The sequence below is a fragment of the Streptomyces chisholmiae genome, assembly GCF_031845445.1.
Taxonomy (GTDB): domain Bacteria; phylum Actinomycetota; class Actinomycetes; order Streptomycetales; family Streptomycetaceae; genus Streptomyces; species Streptomyces chisholmiae.
Map to the genome: position 1 here is coordinate 42,471 of NZ_JAVREO010000015.1, position 21,396 is coordinate 63,866.

A 21,396-nucleotide genomic window follows, 5' to 3' on the forward strand; every position below is an offset into this window, starting at 1 on the left:
GCGGGGACGGGTGGGGGCAGGGGGGGCCTGGGACGCGGGCGGTGGGGAGGGCGCCCTGGTCAGGGGGCGTCGGTCGAGTGCGGACCGGGCAGCCCCAGGTCCCGCCCCTCGGCGACGCGTCGGGTCAGCTCGGCGAAGAGCCGGCGTTCGAGCGCCGCCGGCAGCGCGCGCGGGGCGCGGCCCCGCCCGGTGGCGCGCAGCCGGGTGAGGGCGGCGACCAGCCAGTCGGGGCTCCCGTCGGCGGCCGGCTCGCCCCGGGCGCACAGCCACCGGCCGAGGCAGGCGGTGCCGGTGACGGCGGCGACGTAGCGGGCGGTCAGCGCGTACGTGGCCGGCTCGGCCAGCAGGCTGAGCTGGTCGGGGGGCAGTGCGGCGCCGGCCCGGACGAGCTGGTCGAGCTCGGCCCGCAGGTGCCCGGCGTGCTCGACCAACGGGGCGTCGGCGGGGGTCAGTTCGGCGGCCAGCCGGGGCAGGGCGTGCGCGATCGGGTCCTGGCCCCTGGAGGCGACGGCGAGTTGGCCGAACGGCAGCGGGGGCAGCTCGCCGTGCGACTGGAAGGCCGTCGCCGGCAGCTCGGAGGACTTGGCCAACTGGCGGTGCAGCAGTCCGAGATGGGGCAGCAGCGCGGTCTGGCAGGCGGCCCGGGCGGCGTGCCCGAAGCCGACCGGTTTGATGTCCCGGTGCAGCTTCTGGAAGATCGCCTCGGCGCCGTCCCGGACGAAGGACTCGGCGCCCAGCACCGTCGCCAGGTCGTCCAGGGCGCGCAACAGGTGGGTGGAGACGGCGTACTTGACCACCGCTCCGTAGACGCTGGACTGGCGCGGCGCGAGGTGGGTGGTCCTGGCGACCACCGTGCTGAGCGCCTCGCAGGTCAGCAGGTCGACGAAGGCGCCGACCAACAGCGAGCGGATGTGCGGCAGTTCGGCGACCGGCGCGCCGTGCAGCCGGCGGCCGGTGGTGTGCCGCAGGGCGGCGCGGAGCGCGCTGTCCAGGATGCCGGTCATGATGGACGGCAGCACGGTGCGGGTGATCTGGAAGGACCGCATGGCGGTCTCCAGGCCGTGGCCCGGGCGGCCCAGCAGGTCGGCCTCGGTGACCGGGCAGTCGTGGAACTCGGCGCCGCCCAGCCGCACGCCGCGCAGCCCGACGGTGGCGTAGCGGGGCAGGTAGCGCAGGGCGCCGGCGGGCAGGTCGCGCTTCTCGACCAGGAACTGGGCGTGGTTGCGCTGTCCGGCGCCGGCGGTGGTCCTGGTGAGCACCATCAGCGCGTCGGCGCGCTGGATGTTGGTGACCACCTCCTTGCGGCCGTTGAGCCGCCAGCGGCCCTGACCGTCGGGGGTGGCGGCGAGTTCGGTGCCGGCGATGTCGTTGCCGTGCGCCAACTCGTGGTAGGCGGCGGCGATCCGGCCGTTGCCGAGCAGGATGCCGGCGACCCGGGCGCGCTGTTCGGCGTCGGCCGCGGTCCAGACGTTGACGGCGGAGATCAGCGAGCTGACCCCGTAGCCGAGGCCGAGGGCCGGGTCCCGGCGGTAGACGACGCGCAGGATGTCGATCAGCTCGTCGAGGCGGGTGAGCCGGCCGCCGTGCTCGGCGGGCACGAACTCGGCGTTCAGCCCGTACCCGTCGAGGAGTTGTTCGCCGGCGGTGAGCAGCTCGGCGCGTTCGTCGGCGCGGAGCACGGCGCGGTGGCCGACCGGGTTGTCCGGGTCGAGGGGGTCGCCGAGGAGCGCCGCCAGCCGGGCGGCCCGGTGGCGGGCGGGGACGGGGGCGCTGGTCATGGTGTGTCGATCCCCTCGGGGTGGGTGGCGCCGAACAGGCTGAGCCGGGGGGTGGTCTGGCGGCTCAGCAGGTGGTCGGCGAGTTCCCGGTAGGCGTCGGGGTCGGCGGCCGGCGCGTCCAGGCCGGCGAGCGCCCGGGTGAGGCAGGCGCGCAGCCAGCGGGCCTCGGCCCACAGCGGGTCGTCGGCCGGCTGCCGCGGGGCCCGCGCGACCCACAGGTGGAGGCTGGCGGCGGCCGCGAAGAGGTACTCGTAGCGGGCGGCGAGGTCGAACGCGGCGGCCGGCGCCGGGCCGGCCGCCGGCCGGTGCGCGGCGAGGTCGGCGGCCAGCCGCCGGTGTGCCGTGGTCAGGGCGGCGACGAGCGGCCGGAGCGCGGCGGGGGCGGTGCCGGCGGCGACCCGGGCGAGCACCTCGCCGGCCGTCGCCGGCAGCCCGTCCAGCACCGAACAGCCGCTGGTGGAGGCGGCCTTGAGCCGGTCGGGGCGGGCGGCCGGGAGCGGCCTGGCCGGGTCGAAGGTGGCGGCCAGGTCGGGCGGCGCGGCCGGCCGCCGGGCGGCGGCGCGGGCCAGGCTGGGGAAGCGGCTGATCAGGTAGTGCCGGTTGACGGCGGTGCTGCCGTCGAAGATGCCGACGATCCGGTGGTCGCGCTCCAGGCGGGCGAACCGGCCGTGCGCGTGGCTCTCGCTGAGGTAGGCGCGGACGCCGAGCACGTCGCCGAGTTCGGCGAGGGTGTGCGCGGTGAGGGTGGGCACGAACGCCTTGGTGACGGGCGCGACGACGCTCAGCTCGGTGGGCAGCGTGTGGATGGCGCGGGCGGCGGTGCCGGTGACGACGTCGGCCAGCAGCAGCGCGGCGGCGCTCTCCCCGACGATGCCGCGGATCCTGGGCAGTTCGGCGAGGGTCCGGCCGTACAGCCGGCGTTCCCTGACGAAGTCGGTGGTCAGGGCGAGGGCCTGGTCGGCGGCGCCCAGGGAGAGCGCGGCGCAGACGGTCCTGGTGAGTTGCAGGGCGACGAGCACCGTCTCCAGGCCGGTGCCGGGGGCGCCGATCCGCTGGGCGTCGGGCACCGGGGTGCGGTCGAAGGCGATGCCGCTGATGTCGGCGCCCCGGATGCCGTGGGTGGGGATCTTCGGCAGGTGCCGGTAGCTGTCCGGCGGGGTGGCGTGCTTGTCGACGAGGAAGAGGCTGAAGCCGCGCGGCCCGCCGGCCGGGTCGGTGCGGGCCAGGACGCAGACCAGGTCGCCGCGGGTGGCGTTGTTGATGAGCTGCTTCTCGCCGGTCAGGCACCAGTGGTCGCCGTCCAGGACCGCGGTGACCTCGCCGGCCAACAGGTCGGCGCCGTGGGCGCGTTCGGTGAGTGCCCAGGAGACGACCGCGCCTTCGGCGATCCGGGCGCCGAGCCGCCCGGCCTGTTCGGGCGTGCCGGCGACCCAGGTGGTGACGGCGCCGAGGAAGGTCTTGCCGTGCGCGACGGCCAGTGTCAGGTCGTGGGCGGCGACGGTGCGCAAGCGGTCGAGCAGGTCCGGGTAGGCGGCGAGCCGGCCGCCGTGCGCGGTCGGCACGTAGCTCTCGGGCAGGCCGTACGCGTCGAGCAGCTCGCAGGCGGCGGTGGGGAACCGTTCCGCCGTGTCGTCGGCGAGGACCGTCTCCGGGTCGAGGGCGGCGCCGCGCTTGCGGTGGGCGGCCAGGTGCCGGCCGAGCCGGGCGGCGGCCGACGGGTCGGGGAACACCGGCGGCGGGTAGCGCAGGGCGGGGGTGTCGTCGGCGTGCAGCGGGGTGAGCGCGCCGGCGGCGAACAGCTCCCGCACGGCGGTGCGCCGCACCTTGCCGCTGGTGGTGCGGGGCACCGTGCCGCGGCGCACCAGCAGCACGGCGGCCGGCGGGGTGCCGAACTCGCGGAGCACGGTCTGCCGCATGGCGGCGGTGAGCGCCGCCGCCCGCTCGGCGTCCGGCCGGCCGCCGACCTCGTGGGTGACGACCAGCGCCTCGCCGGCGGTGCCGTCCGGCGCGGTGGCGGGGACGGCGAAGGCGGCGCCGACCAGGCCGGCGAGTTCGGGGTGGGCGGCCCGCAGCTCGTGCTCGATGTCGTGCGGGTAGAGGTTCCGGCCGTGGATGATCAGCATCTCCTTGATGCGGCCGGTGATGTGCAGCTGCCCGTCGTGGCGCACGCCCAGGTCGCCGGTGCGCAGGAAGCGTTCGGCGGTGTCGGGGAGCCGGCCGCCGAACGTGGCCTCGGTGGCGTCCGGGTTGTTCCAGTAGCCGGTGGAGACGCTGGGCCCGTGCAGCCAGATCTCGCCGATCCGGCCGTCGGGCAGCGGCAGTCGGGTCGCCGGATCGACGACGCGGACCTGGTAGTCGTCGGGGTGGCCGCAGCCGACCAGCGCGCGGTGCGGGGCGTCGCCGGTGGCCGGGAGCAGCTCGCCACGTTCCAGGCCGGCGGCGTCCGCCAGGACGGGGGGCCGCGGCGGGTTGGCGCCGGAGACGAAGACGGTGGCCTCCGCCATGCCGTAGCAGGAGACCAGCGCGTCGGGCCGGAAGCCGGCGGGCGCGAAGTGCGCGGCGAACTGGCGCAGCGTGGCGGCCTGCACCGGCTCGGAGCCGTTGGCCGCGTACCGCCAGCGCGACAGGTCGAGTTGGGCGACCTGGGCCGGGGTGATCCGCCGACAGCAGTACTCGTAGGCGAAGTTGGGGGCGGCCGACCACCGGATGTCGTGGGTGTCGATCAGGCGCAGCCAGTTCTGCGGCCGCTTGAGGAAGGCGGTGGGGCTCATCAGCACGCACCGACCGCCGAGGAGCAGGCTGGGCAGCAGGATGCCCATCAGGCCCATGTCGTGGTAGAGCGGGATCCAGCCGCCGAAGGTGGTGTTCCGGTCCATGCCGAAGTGCCGGCTGAGGCTGACCACGTTGTGCAGCAGGTTGCCGTGGCTGACCCGCACGCCCTTGGGGTCGCCGGTGGAGCCCGAGGTGTACTGGAGCAGCGCGAGGTGCTCCCGGTCGGCCGGCGGCGGCTCGGTCCTGGGGCCGCCGGGGGTCGGGTCGGCGCGCACCGGCAACACGTCGAGGCCGGCGGCCAGTTGTTCGGCGAGGCAGTCGACGAGCGCCGCGTGGTGCTCGGCGTCGGTGAGCACGGCGGGGGCGCCGGCGTCGCCGGCGATGGCCAGCAGCCGGCGGCGCTCCAGCCGGGAGTTGCCTGGCAGCGGCACCGGGACGGGCACCAGTCCGGCGTAGAGACAGGCGACGAGGGCGGTGACGCAGTCCAGGCCGGTCGGGAAGGCGAGCAGCAGCCGGCTGCCCGGCGGGTAGTCGCGGCCCAGCCGGTCGGCCAACCGGTGGGCGGCGCGGTCGAGTTCGGCGTAGCTGAGGGTGACGCCCGGCTGGTCGGGGTCGGCGACGAAGCGGACCGCGACCCGGTCCGGGTCGGCCGCCGCGTGGTGCCGCAGCGGCTCGCTGAGGTGGGCCGCCCGGGTGAGGCGGTGCACCGACGTCTCGTCAACCGGCGCTGTGCCGCTCACCTTCGGGTTCTCCCTGCTGTCGCGGTGGCCGGTCGGGCCGGGGCGGCGGCGCGCGGCGGGGGTGGCTGGGCGGCGGTCCACGCGGTCGTCTCGGGGAGCACAGGGGGTACGGGGAGCACGAGGCGTGCGGGGTGCGGCGGCCGGGAGCCGGCACCGGGCCGGTCCCCGCGCGGTGTGCGCGCGCCAGGGTGGGCCGGGAATCCGGCCGGTTTCTCCATCACATGTGCTCCCCGTAATTCAGGCATGGTTTTTCGATGTGCTGCCATCACCTGGCCCCAGGGTGCCGGGGGCCCGTATCGGTTGCGTATCTGCTCTCTATCCATGGCCGGAAAAGGCCGTTTCGCGGGCGTCCGGGCAAAATGACGGGCCCCCGGGACGAATCCGTCCCGGGGGCCCGAAAGGCCAGGCCATAGGCCCTGTTCAGCCCTCCATGGCGGCGACCAGACTGGCCGGCCGCATGTCGGTCCAGTGTTCCTCGATGTGCGCCAGGCAGGCCTGCCGACTGTCCTCGCCGTGCCGGATTTCCCACCCGGCCGGAACCTCCGCGAAAGCGGGCCAAAGGGAGTACTGGCCCTCGTCGTTGACCAGCACGTAGAACCGGCCGTCCTCGTCGTCGAACGGGTTTGCCACGTCACTCACTCCTTACTGGATGGGCGGAAATCCTCATGTCCGGTCGGGCTCTCCACCGGGGGCCGCCGCCAGGTCGGCCCGGGGAGAGCCCCGTTGACCTGCGCAGCGGCGCCCCGGGTCGGCGCGCCGGTGGAGGGTCGGGGCGTCAAGCGGTGGCGGGCCCCGGCCGACGGGGTGCCGCGCGGCGTCCCGCCACCGGGGCTTATCGGGGAATCGGGCGATATCCGGCGGTCTTTTCCGGGCCCGGGCCGAAAGGGGCGTCGGACCCCGACCAGGTACGGCCGGTCACGCGGTGATCGCGATCGGGTCACCCGGAACCCGGGGTTCCTATTGTCGAACTGGTTACCGATAGCCGAGGGTCGTACCCTTACTTCCCTCAAGCAATCGCCGGAACGATGCGGCGGGAGCGTAGCACGCACCGCCAGGCACCGACCAGAAGGCCAGGAAAGCGAGTTGATCTTTCACCGCCGAACGGCGACCCCGAATCAGATTTCCCTGCCCTATTCCGAGCACCCCGAAACCCGGCCGGTGACCGCGCGCAAGACGCGCCGCAGGCCGCCGGTCATTCACCCACGGAAGACAGCTTCGTCGAGCGCCCCCGCGCGCCCTTCCCGCGCACCCACCCGGTCCTGGACCATGCGCGGAACGGCGCCCGGCGACCAACCCCGGCCCGCCGTCCCCGACCGTCGAACAATTGCCCAGCAAACGCAACTGCAAACATTCTGAGAGCCGGCTGGCGGCCTGTCGACACCACCGGCCTACAGCCCCTTGACTAAGCGGCACTTGGGGGTCTGTGCTTAAGGCCGACCGTTCGGCTCTTCATCAGAGCAACGATGTGCAATGGCGTTTATGGCCAGGGGGAGGTCAACGCGATGGGACCATGAGTCCGCCCACTCGGCCCCGTTCCGCGATCCCGCTCCCCCACCCCGTGCCCGCCTCCGCCAAGCCCGGGCCAGCCCCGGCCGCCGGCCGGACGAGGACGCCGCGCCCCGCTCGCAGCGGCGCCCCGATCCCACGTGCGCATCATCCGAACGAGAGCTGTCAACAGCCGTCCTAGGAGTGCCTTCAGCGTGACTCTGACCTCGACCTCCCCCCACAGAGCCGGCTTCACCACCCTCCCCGACGCGGGGTCGCCCGTCCCCGGCCCCCCGCGCGCCCTGCACCTGGGCATCCTCGGCCCCCTGCAAGCCCGCTTCGGCGACCGGACGTTGCGGATCGGCGGGCCACGCCAGCGCGCCGTGCTCGCCACCCTGCTGCTCGCGCCGGACCGGGTCACCCCGGTGGACACCCTGCTCGACCAGGTGTGGGGCGGGCAACCACCCCAGACCGGCCGGGCCCAGATACGGATCTGTGTCGCCTCGCTGCGCCAGCTCTTCCGGAACGCCGGTGTCCGCCAGGACGTCATCGTCACCGCCGCCCCCGGCTACCAGCTGGTGTCGGAGCCCCACCGGGTGGACAGCCTGGAGTTCGGCCAGGCCGTCGACCGGGCCGAGGCCGCCCACCGGGCCGGCGACGCGCTCGGCGCCGTGCGACTGCTGCGCGGCGCCCTCGCGCTGTGGCGTGGCACGGCGCTCGGCGGCGTCAACGCGCCCTTAGCGGAGGTCGAGGCGGCCCGCCTGGAGGAGCAACGGCTGCTGATCACCGAGCGGTTCATGGAGCTGCGGCTGCGCACCGGCGAGAGCGGCAGCCTGCTGACCGAACTGGGCGCGCTGGTGCTGGCCAACCCGCTGCGGGAGCGGCTGCGCGGCCACCTGATGCTGGCCCAACACCGCTCCGGCCACCGGATGGAGGCCCTCCGCACCTTCCGCGAGGGGCGCGACCTGTGCGTCCGCGAGATGGGCCTGGAGCCGGGCAACGAGCTTCAGCAGCTGCACCAGTTGATCCTCAGCGACTCGCCCCGGCTGCTCCCCCGCGGCCAGGACCGGGACCGGATCGAGGTGCAACGCCCCGCGCAACTCCCCTCCGGCATCCCGGCGTTCGCCGGTCGGGAGCCGGAGCTACGCGCGTTGGACAGCCTGTTCGCCAGCCGGCGAGCGCACGGCCCGGTGCCGATCGGGCTGTTGGTCGGCCGCCCGGGCGTCGGCAAGTCGGCGCTGGCCGTGCACTGGGCGCACCGCGCCGCCGACCGCTTCCCGGACGGCGTGCTCTACGCCGACCTCCGGGAGAACGGCGCCCCGGTGCCCGTGGCGACCGTGCTGCGCCGCTTCCTGCACGCCCTGGGCGCCCGCCCCGAACGGATCGGCCACGACCACCCGGAGAACGAGGTCCTCTACCGCAGCCTGCTCGGCGACCGGCGGGTGCTGGTGGTGCTGGACAACGTGGACGCGGCGCCGCGGCTCCGCTCGCTGCTGCCCGGCAACGGCCGGTGCTGCGCCGTGCTGACCGCCAGATCCTGGCCGCGCGGCCTGGCCGACACCAGCCCACTGCGGGTCAGCCTCGGCCCGCTGCGGCCGGCCGAGTCGGTGGCGGTGCTGCGCGGCGTCCTGCGCGACGACCGGCTCGCCGACCAGCGGACCGCGGAACGGCTGGCCGAGCTGTGCGACCACCACCCGCTGGCGCTGCACGCCGCCGGCGCCCGGCTGGCCGACAAGCCGCACTGGACGGTGCGCCAGTTCGAGACCCGGCTCACCGACCCCGGCCGCCGACTGGCCGAACTCAGCCACGGCGAGGACGGGTTGGCGGCCCGGCTGGACGCCGTCTACCGGACGCTGCCGCCGGACACCGCCCGCGCCTACCGGCTGCTCAGCACGGCGGGGCCCGGCGCCCTCGACCTGCCGACCGCCACCCGGCTGCTGGGCCTCGGCCCACTGGAGGCGGAGGAGGAGATCGAACGCCTGGTCGACGCCCAGCTGCTGCACCCGGTGCGCCAGGACAGCCACCCCGAGGGCGCCGAAAGACCCGAAGACCCCGAAGGCGCCGGGGACGCCGGGGACGCCGCCGACCCGGCGCCCCGCTACCGGTACCCGGAGCTGACCCGGCTGCACGCCCTCCAGCTGCGCGACGCCTGGCCGGGCCAACCGACCGATACGGAGGCGATGCACGGCCGATAGCCCCGCTTCCTACGCTGGCCGAGCCGTGGCCGCCGTCGGTCGCCGACGCCGGACGCCGCCGTCGGCCAACCGACGACCGGCACCGCGACGTCGCCCAGCGCGGCGGCGGGCGACCACCGCGGCGACGTGACACCACGGCGACGTGCGACCAGCGGAACGGGGGTGTGGGCGGCGTGTGCGACACCACGGGCCGGCGCCCGAGACGAAGGGCCGGCACACCAGATGACCAGCACCGCGACCTCCACCGCCAGTTCCGGGGCGGCCGCCACGGCGCCCCCTGACGACCGGACCGCCCCGACGGGCGGACCACCGCCCGCCGAACCGGCCCGACACCGGGTGGGGCTGCGCTCCCTGCTGCCCTATCTACGCGCATACCGGGCGGTGCTGGTGACGGTGGCGGTGCTCTCGCTGGTGGAGACCGTCGGCATGCTGGCCCAACCGCTCCTGGTGCGGGCCGCGTTGGAGCGGGTCGGCGCCGAGCAGGGCACCGGCGCGCTGGTCGGCGTCCTGCTGGCCGCCCTGACCGCGGTCGCGCTGGCCAGCGGCTTCCGCGACTACCTGCTGCAACGCACCGCCGAGGGCATGGTGTTGACGGTGCGCCGCACCCTGGTCGGCACCCTGCTGCGGCTGCCGGTCGCCGAGTACGACCAGCGGCGGACCGGCGACCTGCTCTCCCGGGTCGGCGCCGACACCACGCTGCTCCGCGCCGTGGTCACCTCCGGCATCTTCGAGTCGGTCAGCTCCGCCGCGCTGATCGTCGGCTCCGCCGTCGCCATGCTGCTGATCGACCCGACGCTCTTCCTGGTGACCGCGGTCGCGCTGCTCGTCGGGGTCAGCACCGTGGTCGGGCTGGCCCGCCGGGTGCGCGGCGCCAGCCAGGAGGCCCAGGACCGGGTGGGCGCGATGACCTCGGCCGTGGAACGGGCGGTCACCGGGGTGCGCACCATCCGGGCGGCCGGCGCCGAGGAGCGGGAGGCCCGGGTCGTCGACGCCGACGCCCGCGCCGCGCACGCCGCCGGCCTGCGGATGGCCCGCATCCAGGCCATGATCAACCCGGCCACCACGACCACCCTCCAGCTGGCGTTCCTGGCCGTCCTCGGGGTGGGCGGCTCCCGCGCGGCCAGCGGGGCGATGAGCGTCGGCGACATCGTGGCGTTCCTCCTCTTCCTCTTCACCCTCTGGTCCCCGCTGGGCCGGCTGCTCCAGGCGTTCACCCGACTACAGAGCGGGCTCGGCGCGCTGCACCGCGTCGAGGAGGTGACCCGGCTGCCCCGGGAGTCCGCCGAGAACCACGCCGACCTGGCGACCAGCGGCGCCGGGCCGGCCGCCCCCGCCATCGAGTTCCACGAGGTCGGCTTCGGCTACACCGCCGGGCGGCCGATCCTGGACCGGGTCAGCTTCACCGTGCCCCGCGGCACCAGGACCGCCGTGGTCGGCCCGTCCGGCGCCGGCAAGTCGACCCTGCTGGCCCTGCTGGAACGCTTCTACGACGTGCACGCCGGCTCGATCCGGGTGGAGGGCGTCGACCTCCGCTCCTGGCGCCGGACCGCGCTGCGGGCCCGGATGGGCTACGTGGAACAGGGCGCCCCGGTGCTGGCCGGCACGCTGCGCGACAACCTGCTGCTGGCCGCGCCGGACGCCTCGGACGAGGACATGCGCCGGGTGCTGGCCCAGGTGAACCTCGCCGAGGTGCTCACCCGCGACCCGCTGGGGCTGGACGCGCAGGTCGGCGAGGCCGGCGTGCTGCTCTCCGGCGGGGAGGCCCAGCGCCTGGCCCTGGCCAGGACCCTGCTGGCCGCGCCGCCGATCCTGCTGCTGGACGAGGCGACCAGCGCCCTGGACTCACGCAACGAGAGCACCATGAAACAGGCCGTGGACGCCGCCTCCCGGGACCGGACCGTGCTGGTGGTCGCCCACCGGCTGGCGACCGTGCTGGACAGCGACCAGATCGTGGTGCTGGACCACGGCCGGGTGGCGGCGGTCGGCCCGCACGAGGAGCTGCTCCACACCAGCCCCCTCTACCGCGAGCTGGCCAGCCAGCAGCTGCTGGTCGCCGCGGCGGACGCCGAGCCGGCGCCGCCGGCCGCGCCCGGGGGCACCTCCGCGCCATCCCAGCCCAAGAGAAGGTGATCCACGATGTTCGGCACCGGTGTCCGCCTCGACCACGAGGTCTTCTCGCCCACCATCCACCGCACGGACCCCGGCCTGGACGCGGCCACCTGGGCCGCCGCGCACCGCTCGGCCATCGACGCGCTGCGCACCGAGCACGGCGCGGTGCTGCTGCGCGGCTTCGAGGTGTGCGACCCGGCGAGCTTCCAGCGGCTGTCCGCCGCCCTGGTCGACGAGCTGTACGGGGAGTACGGGGACCTGCCGCACGAGAAGGACAGCGACCAGGTCTACAAGTCGACCCCCTACCCCGAGGACCAGTCGATCCTCTTCCACCACGAGAGCTCACACCTGCCGCAGTGGCCGACCAGGCAGTTCTTCTGCTGCCTCCAGCCGTCCCCGCGAGGCGGCACCACGCCCATCGTGGACGGACGGGAGGTCTACCGGCAGCTGCCCGAGGAGCTGGTCGCCCGGTTCACCGAGCACGGCATCCGCTACACCCGGAACTTCATCAGGGGCCTGGACGTGGGCTGGCCGGAGATGTTCGGCACCGACGACCGGGACGAGGTGGAGAGACGGTGCGCGGCACAGGGCGTCGCGTGCGAGTGGCTGCCGGACGGCACGCTGCGGACCCGCCAGTGGGCGCCGGCCGTGCTCCAGCACCCCACCACCGGCGAGTGGGTCTTCTTCAACCAGCTCTTCCTGCACCACACCGCCTGCCTGGAGCCCTCGATGCGGGAGACCATGCGGGCGCTCTTCGGCGACGACGAGTCGACCTACCCGCGCAGCGCCGCGTTCGGCGACGGCTCCCCCATCGACGATGGGACGGTGGCGGAGCTGCTGGCCCTCTACGAGCGGCTGGCGCTGCGCTTCCCCTGGCAGCGTGGGGACGTGCTGGCCATCGACAACATGCTGGTCAGCCACGGCCGTGACCCGTTCGAGGGCGACCGGAAGATCACCGTCACCATGGGCGACATGATGGTCAGGGACGCGCTGCCGGGCGGGGCGCCCCGCGCCTGAGCCGGGCCGTCCGCACACAGCTGAGGACGGGGTGCCCGGCGGGGCACCCCGTCCTCGTTCAAGCCGTCCAGCCGTCCAGGCCGTTCAGCCGGGGTCGATCGTGCAGCCCTTCCTGACCGAGGGTGTCGGGTCAGTACGCGCTGTCGACGTTGTCCATGGAGCCGTAGCGGTCGGCCGCGTAGTTGCAGGCGGCGACGATGTTGGCGACGGGGTCGTAGATGTTCTCGCTGGTGCCCTCGACGTGGTAGGCCTCGAAGGTCGGGTCGATGACCTGGAGCAGGCCCTTGGAGGGGATGTCCTGCTCGGCGTTGGTGTCCCACAGGTTGATCGTCAGCGGGTCACCGGCGGACTCGCGGATCAGGTTGCGGTGGATGCCCTCGTAGCTGCCGGGGATGCCGTTGTCGTCCATCACCTCAAGGGCTTCCTTGATCCAGCCGTCGATCTCCTCCTCGGAGGCGGGCTCGGGCTTGGGCTGCTCGTCCTGCGGGATCACGACCAGCGAACCGTCGTCGTGGTACTCCTCGCCACGGCCGGTGTCCGCGTCGAACCCGTCGGCCTTGCCATCCACCTCGCCCTCCTCGGCCCGCTCCGCCTGCTCGGCGGTGTCGGCCTCGGTGGCGTCGGTGTCGGTGGTGTGGTCCTCGTCGGCCGGGGCCGCGGGGGTGTCCTCGGCGCCACCGTCATGGTCGGTGTCGCCGTCGTCACCACTGTCGCCGGGGGTGGCGATCAGCCGGTCGGTGCCCTCCTGGGGGGCGAACGCGGCCGGCGCGTCGGTCCGCTCGGCGGCGGTACCGATGGCCTGGTGGCCGTCGTCGGCCTGGGCGGCGCTGGTGAACGGGAGCGTCAGGGCCGTGGCGCCGACGGTCACGATGCCGGCCATCACGACCGGACGGGTCATGGTCCGGAACGTGCCGTGGGTGCTGGCGGTCATGGAGCTACCTCATTCCGCTCGGGAGTCGCCGCGTGAAGCAGCGGATCGGGCGAGCCGCGAACTGCGACCGACCGCCAATGTGGACCACCACCACCCCCCGAGACAAGCGCCTGACCTGCGAAGACACCCCCACACCCCGGGACCTTCGACCCCCGCCCCCACCCCACCCCACACCCCCAAACCACACCCAGGAACCACCCCCACCCCCCTCCTAACCCACCCCGTACAGGACCAACGACCTGTCACCGCCATCACACCCAGGCACCCGGAATGTCACCTCAGGTGATCAACTCGCCACGCCCGGCAACCGATTTCGGACACGCCGCGCCACCATCCCGTCACTCGGCGTCCGCGAAACGGTCCCCTCAGTCGCCCTTCGGCCGGTCGCGGTCCACGCGGAAGCCGGCGACGGTCATCGGCACCCTCGCCAGGTGGCCCACCAGGAAGAAGCCCAGCACGCCCACCACCAGCAGTCCGATGCCGACCTGGGTGAGCCAGCCGTCCAGCCACTCCCCCAGCACGTCCTCGTCCAGCGCCCCGCCGCACGCCGTGGCCAGCATCCCCACATAGGTGAGCAGGCCCGGGATCCAGCCGTACCGGTGGATCGACAGGCCACCCAGCACGAAGGCGAGCAGCAGTGGCACCAGGACGGCCAGCCCGCCCACCGCGATGCCGGCGATCAGCACCCCCCAGACCAGGTTCCACTTCGGGTCGTCCTCGGGCACGCTGCCGTCGAAGCTGCCGCCCAGCACCAGGCCCACCAGCACCAGCGCCACGCCCACCCCGAGGCCGATCAGGATGGTCCTGGTCAGCCAGCGCTCCCAGCGGTCGATGAAGCCGGGGCCGAACCGGTACGGGTACCGCCGGCCCTGGTCGTCCCCCCCACCTCGCCCGTCCCGCCTGTGCGGCCGGGGCGGGGTGCCGCCGGCGCGGTCGTCCTTGGTAGCCATGCACCGAACCTAAGAGTGTGGTGGAGGGACGCTCCAGGTCCGCAGAGGGACTGTGGCGCGACCGTTACGCCGGCTCGGACCCGAAATCCGCGTACGGGCGGAAGACCCGGCCGACATCGAGGAAGTGTGCCGAGAGCAGCTCGCTGCGCACGGTGCCCCGCAGCACGCCCGCGAGGAAGTCCGTGGTGGTCAGGTCGAAGCGTTCCCACTGGTCGCCGTCGGCGCTCTCCACGTAGAGGGGATGGCCATCGCCGTCCGCCTCGGCGCTGACCAGCCAGTACAGCGTCGCGCCGATGCCGGTGCCCGCCCAGGCGATCAGCCGGTCGCCGTCCGCCAGCCCCGCGGGCCGGTAGCCGGGATCGTCCGCCCAGAACAGCTGGAGGTCGGCGAAGACCCCGTCACCGTCGAGCAGGTCACGGGCGCCGTAGCGGTCGCCCGGCGCGAAGAGCACGAGATGGTCGAACCAGAGGCCGTGACCGCCGGCGTCCAGCAGCCGGCGGTAGTCACGGGGGACGCGCATCCGCAGCCGGCGTTCGGCCGCCGCCCAGTCGAAGGCGGCACCCCCGCCCAGCCCCGCCGCCTCGACCAGCTGTGCCAGACCTGATGACGTCACGCTGTCCCCCCGGGAGTCGACCAGCAGGGTCCGCCGGCCCCGCGCCCCCATCCTCCTCCCCCACTGCCCGGTCCACGCCGCCGCCCCCGGTGCGTGGGGCGGCGGCGTGGACCGGGCGCCGGCCGCGCGGCAGACTCGGCGGCATGGTGCGACTGCGGGTGCTCACGGCGGACGACTGGCCCGTGTGGCGGGAGGTGCGGCTCGCCGCGCTCCGCGAGGCGCCGGGCGCCTTCCGGGCCCGGCTCGCGGACTGGGACCACGGCGGGGCGGAGCGGTGGCGGGCCCGCCTGGCGATGCCCGGCGCCCACCACCTGGTCGCGGTGCTGGACGGCGAGGCCGTCGGGGTGGCCGCCGGCCTGCCCGGCCCCGGCGGCGAGTACGAGCTGCGGTCGGTGTGGGTCAGCCCCCGGGTCCGGGGCGCGGTGTCGGGGACCAGCTGGTCGCGGCGGTCGAGCGCTGGGCACGGCGCTCCGGCGCCGAGTCGCTGCGGCTCGCGGTGCTCCCCGACAACGGCGCGGCCGTCGCGCTGTACCGGCGCCACGGCTTCCGCGACACGGGGGAATCGGGCGAGGCGCTGCCGGACGGCGTCACCCGGGAGCGGGTGCTGCGCAAGCCGCTGCGCTGATCCGGCGGCCCCACGACCCGTCGTCCGCCTCCCGCGCTACCAGCGGGCAGTGACCGTGGTCGACCGGCCGGCCGGGAGGGTGAGTCGGCGGGCGTGTGGCCCCAACGGGGACGCGGCAACCGGGAGTTCGGTCTCCAGCTCGGCGAGGCCGGGGCGGCAGAGCAGGGTGAGGGGCTGCTCGGCGCGGGACTCAAGCCGGGCGGTGGCGGTGCCGGCCGGCAGGTCCCAGGTCAGCTCGTGGACGCGCACCCCGGTGCGGGCCAGCAAGCCGGTGAGGCGGCCTCGGGCCAGCTCGTCGGGGAGCGCCGGCAGCAGTTCGAGCACCCCGGGGCGGGAGTAGACCAGGGCCTCGGCGACGACGGCCGGCAGGGCGTGCGCCGCGTCGGCGTTGTAGGTGTCCAGGCCCGGGTTGTGGGCGGACATCAGGGACCGGAAGAACATCCGCCGGCCGAGGATCTTGCGCAGGTTGGCGGCCACCAGCTCGGGCCGCTTGAGGCGGGCGGCGGCCAGCGCGCGGTGCAGACTGCCGTGCGCGGAGAGGTTCTGGTCGCCGCGCAGCTCCAGCGCCCGGACGGCGGGGCCGACCAGCTCCGGCGTCTCCTCCGGGTTGATCTCGTGCGCCGGCCAGGCACCGTAGAGGTGCTGGAGGTGCCGGTGGTCCTGCTGGTCGGTGAGGCCGGGCCAGGCCCACTCGGCGAGGCCGCCGGCCGCGTTGACCCGGTAAGCGGGGAGCCGGTCCAGCAGCGCCGTCCAGCGGGCGACGCCCTCCGACGGGCCCTGTTCCAGGCCGAGTGCGTTGGCCGCGTCGATCGCGGCGCGCAACGCGTGCCGGGCGGCGGCGATGTCGCCGGTGGCGTTGACGGCGAGCGCGTTGCCGGTGCTGGCCGGGTGGTTCTCCACCGAGTAGGACGGCACCAGCACCAGCCGCCCGTCGGCGTCCTCATGGGAGAGGAAGTCCTCGTAGAACAGGGCGAGTTCCAGCAGCACCGGGCCCAGGGTCCCGGCCAGGAAGGCCCGGTCGCCGGTGATCTGGTAGTGCTCGTACAGCGGGAGGAGCAGCCAGTCGGCGGCGCCGGTCCAGCAGTGCAGCGGGTAGTCGCGGTCGAAGTGCAGCAGATGGCCGGACTCGCCGTCGGTGCGGGGCGGGGCGAGGAAGCCGCGGGCGCCGTAGACGGCCGCCGCGTTGGCGCGCCAGTGGTCCAACTGGCCCAGGACCAGGGCCTGGTAGCCGGCCATCGGCTCGGCCAGGTCCAGCGGGTAGCCGCCGGCGACCTGGAGGTTGACGTTGGCGTCGGTGGTGAAGTCGCCGGCCCAGGCCGCGGTCCAGGAGCCGGTCCACAGCCCGGTGAGCCGGGGCGGCAGCACGCCGCTGGCGGAGAGCAGCAGGTAGCGGCCCGAGTCGTAGAGGCGTTCCAGGAGCGCCGGGTCGAGAACGTCGGGCGTGGCGTCCTGCCGGGCCAGCAGCGCGCCAACCGGGCGGGCCCGGTCCGCCGGGTCGACCGCCAGCTCCAGTCGGGAGCGGCCGAACAGCTCGCCGTGCACGGCCACGTGCCGGGCGCGGAGCGCGGCGTAGTCGGCGGGCACGGCGGCCAGCCGGTGCCCCGGGCCCGGGTCGGCGCGGTCCTCGGCGCGCTCCTGCCGGTCCAGGGCGGTGAGCAGGAGCAGCCGCCGGGCGCCGGTGACCAGCAGCCGGTCGCCGGCCACCGCGACCGAGCCGCCGGCGGCCACCACCCGGGTGTGCCCGTCGAAGCCGAAGGCGCCCAGCCCGGGCGGGTAGTCGCCGCGCACGGTCAGCCAGTGCTCGCCGGCGACCGCCGCGGCCTCGACGGTGAAGGCGACGGTTTCGGGCACCCCGTCGAGCGCGGTGTCGGCACTCAGCACCAGGTCGAGGGCGTCGCCGGGCGGCGCGGTCAGCTCGTGGACGACGACCCGGTCGGGCCGGGACACGAAGACCCGGCGCCGCCAGGCCCCTTCGGGCCCGGTCCGCCGGGTGCCGACCTCGCCGGTCGCGAAGTCCGTCCAACGGGCGTACCCGCCAGGCCGGTCGGGCGGGGTGGTGGCGAGGCAGAGCGCGTAGCCGGGGTGGAACGGCTGGGTCCAGCGCAGCTCCCAGTCGCCGCGGAACACGTCGTTGGCCTCGTCGTACCGGCCGGCCAGGGCCGCCTCCCTGACCCGGTCGAGCCGGTCGGCCAGCCGCGGCGGCGGCAGGTCGCGGGTGCCGTTCGGCAGCACGAACCGGTGGTGGGTGAGGACCAGCCGCTCCCGCTCGGCGGGGCCGTGCACCAGCACCCCGTACTCGCCGTTGCCGGACAGGAAGCCGTCCTCCCAGTCGGCGGCCGGCGCGTCGTCCCAGATGCCCCGCTCGGGGCGGGGGGCGGCGGGGGCGACGGGGTCGGGCTGGGACATCCGGTGCGATCCTTCCTGCGGGCGCGGCCAACCCCGTCGCCCGTCGGGCGGGCGGGCGGCCGTGGCTGAACGGGCCCGGTGCGGGCGGCGGTTGGCGCCGGGGCAGCCGGACGTCGGCCGGACGCCCCGCCGGAGACGGTCAGTTGACGCGCGGGCGGAGCCGGAGCCCCTGCATGCCGCCGTCGACGGCGAGGTCGGTGCCCGTGGTGGCACCGGAGAGCGGGCTGGCGAGGTAGGCGATCGCGGTGGCCACCTCGTCGGCGGTGACCAGCCGGCCGGTGGGCTGGCGGGCGGCCAGCGCGGCCCGTTCGGCCACCGGGTCGTCGGCGGCGGCCAACAGCCGCCCCACCCACGGGGTGTCGGCGGTGCCGGGGTTGACGCAGGTGACCCGGATGCCGTCGTCGATCAGGTCGGCGGCGGTGGCCCTGGTCAGCGACAGCACCGCGCCCTTGGTCGCCGAGTACAGGGCGCGCTGCGGCAGCCCGGCGGTGGCGGCGACCGAACACGTGTTGACGATGGCGGGCGCCGTGGAGCGGCGCAGGTGCGGCAGGGCCGCGCGGGTGGTGCGCACGATGCCCAGCACGTTGACGTCCAGCACCCGGTGCCACTCGTCGTCCGGGTTGTCCTCGATGGTGCCCTGGGCGCCGACGCCGGCGTTGTTGACGAGGATGTCCAGGCCGCCGCCCAACTCCTCGACGGCCGTCGCCACCGCGGCGCGGACCTGGGCGTCGTCCCTGAGGTCGGCGCGGACGCCGACCAGCGGGGCCGGCACGTCCGGGGTGAGGTCGAGGCTGGCGACCCGGGCGCCGCGCGCCGCGAGCAGCAGGGCGGTGGCCAGGCCGATGCCGGAGGCACCGCCGGTGACCAGGGCGGTGCGGCCGGCGAACTCGGGTGTGGTCATGCGGGGTTGCTCCAGACGGGTCCGTCGGGGTAGCGGTGGTCGGCGACCGAGGCGGGGTGCATCTCGGCGCTCAGGCCCGGCGCGGTGGGGGCCAGGTAGCGGCCGGCACGCAGCCGCACCGGGTCGGTGAAGTGCTGGTGCAGGTGGTCGACGTACTCGATGACCCGGTCCTCGGTGCTGCCGCTGACCGCGACGTAGTCGAACATGGCCAGGTGCTGGACCATCTCGCACAGGCCGACGCCGCCGGCGTGCGGGCAGACCGGGACGCCGAACTTGGCGGCCAGCAGCAGGATCGCGACGTTCTCGTTGACGCCGGCGACCCGGGCGGCGTCCAGTTGCAGGATGTCGATGGCCGCCGCCTGGAGCAGCTGCTTGAACACCACCTGGTTCTGGCAGTGTTCGCCGGTGGCGACCCGGACGGGGGCGACGGCCCGGCGGATCGCGGCGTGCCCCAGCACGTCGTCGGGGCTGGTCGGCTCCTCGATCCAGTACGGGTCGTAGGGCGCCAGCTCGGCCATCCAGTCGATGGCCTGCGACACACCCCAGGCCTGGTTGGCGTCCACGCCGATCCGCACCCCGGGGCCGACCGCCGCGCGGGCCAGCCGCAGCCGGCGCACGTCGGCCGCCAGGTCGGTGCCCACCTTCAGCTTGATCTGACCGAAGCCCTCGGCGACGGCCTCCTCCGCCAGCCGGACCAGCTTCTCGTCGGTGTAGCCCAGCCAGCCGGGGGTGGTGGTGTAGGCGGGGTAGCCGTGCGCCAGCAGCTCCCGCCGCCGCTCGGCCCGGCCGGGCTCGGCGGCGCGCAGGATGGCCAGCGCCTCGTCGGGGGTGAGGGCGTCGGTCAGGTAGCGGAAGTCGACCAGCGCGACGAGCTGTTCGGGCGTCATGTCGGCGAGCAGCGCCCACACCGGCTTGCCCTCCCGGCGCGCGTACAGGTCCCAGACGGCGTTCAGCACGGCGCCGGCCGCCATGTGGATCACGCCCTTGTGCGGGCCCAGCCAACGGAGTTGGCCGTCACCGGTGAGCCGGGCGGAGAGGCCGCCGAGGTCGGCCAGCGTCTCCGCCACCGGCCGGCCGACGACCAGCGGCGCCAGCGCCTCGACGGCCGCGGTCTGCACCTCGTTGCCGCGGCCCACCGTGAACGCGAGGCCGAAGCCCTCGGCGCCGGCCGAGGTCCGCACGGTCACATAGGTCGCCGAGTAGTCCGGCTCCGGGTTCATCGCGTCGGAGCCGTCCAACTCCCGGGAGGTGGGAAACCGGACGTCGGCCACCTCGACGGCGGTGAAGACCTCAACCACGGCGGCCACCCACCCTCGGGCGCGATGCGGTGCACATAGACATGGGATCGATTTAAGGCCATCCCGCCCGGGGCGTCCATAGGCCGGGACACCAGGGACCGGATCGGGCGCGCCCTTCCCCCAGACATGGGATCGCGCCGGCGGTCAGCAGCGGGTCACCCACCGGTGGGACGCCGGGGCGTAGCCGCCGTCCAGGTCGCCCCGGGTTCCGACCGAGGCGCGGCCGGCGCGTCGGGTCGGCCGGGTCAGGTCGATGCCGGCCGGCGTGCCGTCCCAGCTTGCCTCCGCCCACCGACACTCCAGCCCCTCGGCGGGAATGACCGGCCCCCACTGGCTAGCGGTAGCGGAACAGGTGCAGCGCCCGGACACCCTCCGTCTCCAGGTCGGCCGCCTTACCGGTCATGCTGTCCAGCAGGACGATGCCGTTGGCCGTGCGCATGCCGCTGAGCAGCAACCCCACGGACTCACGGCCTCGATGGTCGCTTCGCCGCAGCCAGATCACGGCCCTGCTGCCTTCCGGAAAACTGACCAACTCGGCCGTCACGGACCGCCAGTCCGCGTGGTCGCTGGTCGAGATGACCCCGCCGAGCTGGTTCAGCGTGGCGTTGAGCCAGGCCGCCGGGCCCGGCTTCGGGGGCGCGCCCCGCGGCGTCCCCCCCTCCTGCCACTGACGGAGCCACGGCCAGGGCGCGGAGTTGGGCAGGGCGAAGGGCTGCGTCCCGTCCCGGGGTACGACCAGCGCCGCGTCCAACATGCCCCCCGCCCAGTGCCCCGTCTCGGCGAAGCTCCTGGTGTTGCAGGCGAAGAGCCAACCACGCGGCCCCTCGTCCGCCGGGCTGGGTGCCAGCAGCACCACCTCCCCGCCGTACACCTCTCGCAGCCAGGCCTCGGCCTTGGCGACCGCCGCGTCGAAACTCTCGGCGGGGGCCCGCCACCGGGGCTCAGCGAGCGCGGGCCCAGGCGCCCGCTCGGGGCTGGGGGCCACCGCCAGGGTGAGGTGACGCACCCCCTCCGCCTCGGCCCGGCCCAGCCGGCCGACCATGGGATCGACGAGCGCCACCTGGCCGTTGTTGTGGTGGGCGTAGAGCAGGTGACCGCTGGCCTCCACCCCCCGGATCTCCCGGCGGATCCACGCCAGCCCGCGCGCGTCAGGGCCGTACGACTCGACCCGGGCGACCAGCTCGTTCCAGTCCCCGCAGGTGAACACGTCGGCGTGCGGGGCGAACTGGCGCACCAGCCGGCCCCACCAACCGGGGCTCTCGTGCTCCGGCCGCCAGGGCAGCGGTGTCGCCTTCGCACCGCCCAGCGCCGCGTGCATCGCCAGCACACAACCCCGGGCGTTGAGACGCCGCGCCTGCGCGAGCGGATCCCGCGGCGCCGGGTCGGCGTCGAAGGCCGCGAGGTCCGCCCGCGGATCGTCGGTCGCCGGGTGGAAGGGCGTGGCGGCGTTCTTGGGCACGGCCAGCGACGCGTTGAGCATCACGTCGCCCCCGGGCCCGCGCGCCTCCGTGGCGCAGGCGAAGACCCAGGCCACCGCGGTCTCCTGAACGGGGTTCGGGTCACGCAGCGCGACCCG

Annotated in this window: 13 protein-coding genes and 1 pseudogene; 4 read left to right on the forward strand and 10 right to left on the reverse strand. The window is 75.0% G+C overall.

What is annotated here, in order from left to right; translation table 11 throughout:
* Nucleotides 1-59: 59 nt before the first annotated feature.
* The 3 genes from RM844_RS22890 to RM844_RS22900 all read right to left on the reverse strand — a co-directional run bounded on the left by RM844_RS22890 (nt 60) and on the right by RM844_RS22900 (nt 5,920).
* Nucleotides 60-1,778 (reverse strand): acyl-CoA dehydrogenase, encoded by a 1,719-nt coding sequence (locus RM844_RS22890; protein ID WP_311669229.1) that lies wholly within the window; start codon nt 1,776-1,778, stop codon nt 60-62.
* A complete protein-coding gene (locus RM844_RS22895) occupies nt 1,775-5,290 on the reverse strand; it encodes an AMP-binding protein (protein ID WP_311669230.1) in 3,516 nt (1,171 codons plus the stop codon). The genes RM844_RS22890 and RM844_RS22895 overlap by 4 nt, the downstream gene beginning before the upstream one ends.
* A gap of 420 nt (nt 5,291-5,710) precedes the next feature.
* A complete protein-coding gene (locus RM844_RS22900) occupies nt 5,711-5,920 on the reverse strand; it encodes an MbtH family protein (RefSeq protein WP_311669231.1) in 210 nt (69 codons plus the stop codon).
* A gap of 1,070 nt (nt 5,921-6,990) precedes the next feature.
* Here RM844_RS22900 and RM844_RS22905 point away from each other — a divergent pair.
* From RM844_RS22905 to RM844_RS22915, 3 genes are all read left to right on the forward strand, one after another.
* Nucleotides 6,991-8,970 carry an AfsR/SARP family transcriptional regulator gene (locus RM844_RS22905; protein ID WP_311669232.1) on the forward strand — a complete coding sequence of 660 codons (1,980 nt, stop codon included), beginning with the start codon at nt 6,991-6,993 and terminating at the stop codon, nt 8,968-8,970.
* 222 nt (nt 8,971-9,192) lie between these two features.
* Nucleotides 9,193-11,100: an ABC transporter ATP-binding protein gene (locus tag RM844_RS22910; RefSeq protein ID WP_311669233.1), complete on the forward strand. Its 1,908-nt coding sequence runs from the start codon at nt 9,193-9,195 to the stop codon at nt 11,098-11,100.
* A 6-nt stretch (nt 11,101-11,106) separates the two neighbouring features.
* Nucleotides 11,107-12,096 carry a TauD/TfdA family dioxygenase gene (locus tag RM844_RS22915; RefSeq protein ID WP_311669234.1) on the forward strand — a complete coding sequence of 330 codons (990 nt, stop codon included), beginning with the start codon at nt 11,107-11,109 and terminating at the stop codon, nt 12,094-12,096.
* A 130-nt stretch (nt 12,097-12,226) separates the two neighbouring features.
* Here RM844_RS22915 and RM844_RS22920 read toward each other — a convergent pair whose 3' ends face one another.
* The 3 genes from RM844_RS22920 to RM844_RS22930 form a co-directional block, all read right to left on the reverse strand.
* A complete protein-coding gene (locus RM844_RS22920) occupies nt 12,227-13,027 on the reverse strand; it encodes a transglycosylase SLT domain-containing protein (protein WP_311669235.1) in 801 nt (266 codons plus the stop codon).
* A 365-nt stretch (nt 13,028-13,392) separates the two neighbouring features.
* A complete protein-coding gene (locus tag RM844_RS22925) occupies nt 13,393-13,977 on the reverse strand; it encodes a hypothetical protein (RefSeq protein WP_311669236.1) in 585 nt (194 codons plus the stop codon).
* 64 nt (nt 13,978-14,041) lie between these two features.
* Nucleotides 14,042-14,641: a hypothetical protein gene (locus tag RM844_RS22930; RefSeq protein WP_311669237.1), complete on the reverse strand. Its 600-nt coding sequence runs from the start codon at nt 14,639-14,641 to the stop codon at nt 14,042-14,044.
* A gap of 92 nt (nt 14,642-14,733) precedes the next feature.
* Here RM844_RS22930 and RM844_RS22935 point away from each other — a divergent pair.
* Nucleotides 14,734-15,215, forward strand: a pseudogene (locus RM844_RS22935) (N-acetyltransferase family protein).
* Between the two features lie 36 nt (nt 15,216-15,251).
* Here the strand turns inward: RM844_RS22935 and RM844_RS22940 are convergent.
* The 4 genes from RM844_RS22940 to RM844_RS22955 all read right to left on the reverse strand — a co-directional run bounded on the left by RM844_RS22940 (nt 15,252) and on the right by RM844_RS22955 (nt 21,354).
* Nucleotides 15,252-17,621: a glycosyl hydrolase family 95 catalytic domain-containing protein gene (locus RM844_RS22940; RefSeq protein WP_311669238.1), complete on the reverse strand. Its 2,370-nt coding sequence runs from the start codon at nt 17,619-17,621 to the stop codon at nt 15,252-15,254.
* A gap of 139 nt (nt 17,622-17,760) precedes the next feature.
* Entirely contained in the window at nt 17,761-18,522 is a 762-nt protein-coding gene (locus RM844_RS22945; RefSeq protein ID WP_311669239.1) for an SDR family NAD(P)-dependent oxidoreductase, read from the reverse strand.
* A complete protein-coding gene (locus RM844_RS22950; RefSeq protein ID WP_311669240.1) occupies nt 18,519-19,820 on the reverse strand; it encodes an enolase C-terminal domain-like protein in 1,302 nt (433 codons plus the stop codon). The genes RM844_RS22945 and RM844_RS22950 overlap by 4 nt, the downstream gene beginning before the upstream one ends.
* Before the next feature lie 334 nt (nt 19,821-20,154).
* Nucleotides 20,155-21,354, reverse strand: a complete 1,200-nt coding sequence (locus RM844_RS22955; RefSeq protein ID WP_311669241.1) for a YrhB domain-containing protein — start codon at nt 21,352-21,354, stop codon at nt 20,155-20,157.
* Nucleotides 21,355-21,396: the final 42 nt, after the last annotated feature.